Origin of the sequence: Mycobacterium sp., assembly GCF_035274705.1 — a bacterium.
GTDB lineage: Bacteria > Actinomycetota > Actinomycetes > Mycobacteriales > Mycobacteriaceae > Mycobacterium.
The window spans coordinates 1-4,265 of the sequence record NZ_DATENY010000137.1 but is presented as its reverse complement, the minus strand read 5'-3'; the positions used below and the strand labels follow the sequence as shown (position 1 = coordinate 4,265).

5 protein-coding genes are annotated in these 4,265 nt (G+C 64.8%); 1 reads left to right on the top strand and 4 read right to left on the bottom strand.

The window, feature by feature from the left end; genetic code table 11:
* The 4 genes from cysD to VJV41_RS27785 form a co-directional block, all read right to left on the bottom strand.
* A partial coding sequence (gene cysD / locus VJV41_RS27800; RefSeq protein WP_325339288.1) for a sulfate adenylyltransferase subunit CysD occupies nt 1–760 on the bottom strand: 760 nt, incomplete at its 3' end.
* Nucleotides 757–1,560 carry a trehalose 2-sulfotransferase gene (gene stf0, locus VJV41_RS27795; RefSeq protein WP_325339286.1) on the bottom strand — a complete coding sequence of 268 codons (804 nt, stop codon included), beginning with the start codon at nt 1,558–1,560 and terminating at the stop codon, nt 757–759. The genes cysD and stf0, both read right to left, overlap by 4 nt.
* A gap of 66 nt (nt 1,561–1,626) precedes the next feature.
* Nucleotides 1,627–2,997 (bottom strand): sulfatase, encoded by a 1,371-nt coding sequence (locus VJV41_RS27790; RefSeq protein ID WP_325339284.1) that lies wholly within the window; start codon nt 2,995–2,997, stop codon nt 1,627–1,629.
* A 163-nt stretch (nt 2,998–3,160) separates the two neighbouring features.
* Entirely contained in the window at nt 3,161–3,316 is a 156-nt protein-coding gene (locus VJV41_RS27785) for a hypothetical protein (protein ID WP_325339282.1), read from the bottom strand.
* 226 nt (nt 3,317–3,542) lie between these two features.
* On the opposite strand from VJV41_RS27785, the gene VJV41_RS27780 reads away from it, so the two are divergent.
* Nucleotides 3,543–4,265: DUF222 domain-containing protein (locus VJV41_RS27780; protein ID WP_325339280.1), on the top strand; the 723-nt coding region annotated here is incomplete at its 3' end.

Genomic DNA, 4,265 nt, shown 5'->3' with positions numbered 1-4,265 from the left:
CGACGGTCCGATAGCGCACCCACTCGACCCCGGCGGTTTCGCCGTTGGTGGGCTTGGTGTATTCCGAAACCGCCAGGAGGATGCCGTCACGCTCGAAGACCTCGCGCTGATGTGCGAAGTAGATCGACGGCAGCTCAAGGTTTTCCAGTTCGATGTAGCGCCATACGTCCAGCTCGGTCCAGTTGCTCAGCGGAAAGACCCGGACCTGCTCGCCCTTCTTGATCCGGCCGTTGTACAGCGACCAAGGCTCAGGGCGCTGCGCCCGCGGGTCCCATTGGCCGAACTCGTCGCGGAAGCTAAGGATGCGCTCCTTGGCGCGGGCCCGCTCCTCGTCACGACGGGCGCCGCCGAACGCCGCGTCAAAGCCGCCTGCCTCCAGCGCGTCGAGCAGTGTGCGGGTCTGCTGCCGGTTGCGCGAGGTGCCGGGCCCCGGATCGGGCACCCGGCCGCTGTCGATGGACTCTTGCACGGACGCGACGATGAGCTTGTGCCCGTGGCCGGTGACACGTCGGTCGCGGAATTCGATGACTTCGGGAAAATTGTGCCCGGTGTCGACGTGCATTACCGGGAAGGGCAGCGGGCCAGGACGAAAAGCCTTCTCCGCCAGGCGCAACAGCACGATGGAGTCCTTGCCGGCGGAGAACAGCAGCACTGGGCGCTCGAGCTCGGCCGCCACCTCGCGGATGATGTGGACGGCCTCGGCCTCCAGCAGGCGTAACTCGTCGACATGCAAAGCGTCGTAAGTGCGGGCATTGGTCATGTCGGCAGCCCGTCTTTCTCGGCGTCGGCGCGGTATCGGTCGACCCATTCGTCGGAGCGTTGATCGGCTTGGCGTTCTAGCACTGGGTGCGGCGCAAGCTGGGGATCCTGCCCCAGTGCCTCGAGTATGTTGGCCACGATCTGAGTGAGGTTGCGCCATAAGACCGGATACGCGACTTCCATCGGCTCGACGCTCTCTTCGATGAACCACTTGCGCCAGCCTTCCTCCTGGGCCCGCAGCATAGTGACGACGTGGGCGATCGCACCGGCGTGATACTCGGCACGGGCGTCGCGCGTTGGATCGGGGCGGCCTCGCCAAACGCGTGTTTGCACTGCCCGCCAGAACGAAACAGCCTGGGAGACAACGTCGGGCCGGTGTACGTGCACCAGCACCGGGTCGCTGCCGATGACATCGCGGATCGCCGCGAGCAGACCGTGGCCGGAGCGGTCCGGCAAGCCCGAAGCGCGCTGTAGCAGCAACGGCGTCTGATTCCACATCAGCTTGCCGCCCCAGATGCCGTTGGGTGTTCGGCCCACAGTCCGGATGTAGTCACGCCAGATCTCGGGCGGCGCAAGGTCCGGCTTGCCGTCGTCGAGTGGATCGAGCAGCCGCAGGATCGACTCGTCTTCGACTCCTTCGAACCACTGCCTAGGCTGTGGAGACTGACTCGTGCTCGGCAGGTACTGGAAGAACTCGCCGGGTTCACCGGCCACACCGGTGGCGCGCAAGGATTCCACCAGAAGTGTGCTGCCGCTGCGTTGAGAAGCGAGCACCAGATATGCAGTCGGTCGGGCTGACATGCGGGTGAGCCTAACCGCAATCAAATCGTCTGACAGAGTGGGGTTTTGCGCTCATCGTGAGTAAAACTATTGCCCATTACTGTGGTCCTCTTCGATGCCACGCTCCGCGGCGATCGGTGACCGGCTGGTGACTTGCGGGCCGTGCACACGCAGATAGGTTTCGGTGTAGCGCTCCGCAATTCGGGTGCCCGCGAAATCGGATGGTATGACGTCGTTGGTCTTCTGACGCCAGTCGTCGAGCAGAAGGGCGAGATCGTCGGCGATGGCCTCCGCCTTGTCAGTGGCGTCCGGCCCTAGCAGGTTATGGGACTCGGTCGGATCCTCGAGAAGGTTGTACAGCTCGCGCTCGGGGCGTTGTCCAAGTACGAGCGGCGCCATCGTGCGCCCTGGCGCGCTGTCAGCGATATCCCAGGGCAGATCGAGTACGGGCCGCGATGCGTAGTTCTCGATGTAGCTGTACTCCTTTGTCCGGATCGCGCGAATCGGGTCGAAGGAATCGTGATACGTCTTGGTGGTGTAGACCTCGTTCCGTACCGGCTTGACGCTGGCGGTGCGCAAGGTGGCCGCGTGCGACATTCCGTCGATGTCGGTGGGAACGTCGAGGCCGAGCAGTTCGAGCAGGGTGGGCACCAGGTCGACGCCGCTGAAGAGTTCGTCGTAGACCTGCGGTTCGATACGGCGGTCGCGCGGCGGCCGGACGATCATCGCGATGCCGGTGCCAGCGTCGTACAGGGTCGACTTGGCACGGGGCAGCGCCGGCCCGTGGTCGGTCATGAACACCACCCATGTGGTGCGGTCGAGTCCGGTTTGGTGCAGCGTGTCGAGCAGCTGCCCGACGGCGGCGTCGGCGACGGAGATCGACCCGTAGAAGTCGGCGAGGTCCTGGCGGATTTCGGCGGTGTCCGGCAGGTAGTCGGGCACCACGACGTCGTCGGCGTCGGCGGGTTCGTATCGGTCGCGCGGGTAGGGCCGGTGCGTTTCGAAGAAGCCCGTGGTGAGCAGGAACGGTTCGTTCGGCGGATTCTGGAGCCACCGCGTCGCATGCTCGACCACATACTCGCAGTAGGAGTTGGAGACGTCGAACTCGTCGAAGCCCAGCCTCGACGGCGACGACGTCTCGTGTTGCATTCCGAATAGCGCTGTGTACCAACCGGATTCAGACAGAATATCTGGCAGCGTGCGGACGTCGGCGCGGTATTCCCAGCCGTGGTGAGCAAGGCCCACCAAGCCGTTGGACTGCGGGTAGCGGCCGGTGAACAACGATCCACGCGACGGCGAGCACAGCGGCGCGGTGGCATGCGCGCGGGTGAACAGGATCCCGTCGGCGGCAAGCTGGTCAAGTCGCGGGCTGGAGACGTCGGCGTGGCCGTAGACGCCGAGGTAGCGGCCGAGGTCGTGCCAATGCACGATCAGCACGTTGTCCCGTCGTTCCGTCACTGGTGCCCCTTTCTTGCCTTGGCCCACGCAACAGGGGTTGCGCCGATTCGGCAACCCTTAGGCTCTCGCAGCAAGTTATCCCCAGTCGCGATTTCATCCACAGGTTTGGGTGGTGCGGCTGGTTTTGGGGCGGATTGTGTGGTGGCTGGCGGATAACGTCGTTCTAGCTGTCCTCGCCCTTGGGGGTTGCATCTTCGGCGGCTGGTGGATCCTCGCTTGAATCCTCGTCTGGTTGCGGAGGCTGGATCCCCGCGGTGACCTGCCGCAACACCTCCGGATCGATCCCTGAACTCAACCCACCGGTCAATACCTGCAACACCTCGGGATCCTGGGTAGTCGGCAGACGGTCCCAACACTGCGCGGGTCGTCATTCCCGACGGCGTGACCGCGCCAGACGCATTGAAGCCGAACCTGACTTGGCTCACAATTCGGTGTTCGCGATAGCCGCAGCGGCTTGATCTGTTGTTCTTCGGGTTTGGGCTGCGGGGATCTGCGGGCTAGGTCGGCGGCCGAGATTTGTCGTACCTGGCTGCGATGATGTCGTTATGTCCTTGACCACATCGCCTCCTGCGGCGGTGAGCCCTGCTGAGCGTGTTGAGGTGTTGTTCGAGGAGTTGGGGGAGTTGGCCGGTCAGCGCAATGCGATTGATGGGCGCATCGTGGAGATCGTCGCCGAGCTGGATCGTGACGAGCTGTGTGGCGCTACTGGGGCGCGGTCGGTGGCGGCGTTGGTGGCCTGGAAGCTGGGTTCGTCATCGGCAAACGCGCACACGATCGCCGCCGTCGCGCACCGCCTCGAGGAGTTTCCCCGCTGCGCGTTGGGTATGCGGGAGGGCCGGCTGTCGCTGGATCAGGTCGGCGTCATCGCGGCGCGGGCGGGCCAGGGATCTGATGAGCACTACGCCCAGTTGGCTGCGGTCGCCACGGTTAACCAGCTGCGCACCGCTCTCAAGCTGGAACCGCGACCCGAACCCGAACCTGAGTCTCGGCCGGAACCGCAGGTGTCGATCAGCAAAACCTCCGATGAGCAGGGCACGTGTTGGCGCATCTGGCTTCCGCACCTGGAGGCGGCGAAGTTCGACGCGGCGTTGGCGTCGCATCGTGATGCGCTGATCATCGAGTGGAAACGCGACCACGGCGATGGCGGCTGTGATCAGGTGCCGCCGTTTCCGGGCACGGGTGCGGCGTTTATGCGTCTGGTGGAGGGGGGCTGGGATGCCGAGGCGGCGCGCCGTCCGCATGGGCAGCACACCATGGTGGTGGCCCAT

Excerpts from the sequence above, each read along its gene's own strand:
- stf0 (WP_325339286.1), bottom strand. The coding sequence starts at position 1,560 with ATGTCAGCCCGACCGACTGCATATCTGGTGCTCGCTTCTCAACGCAGC.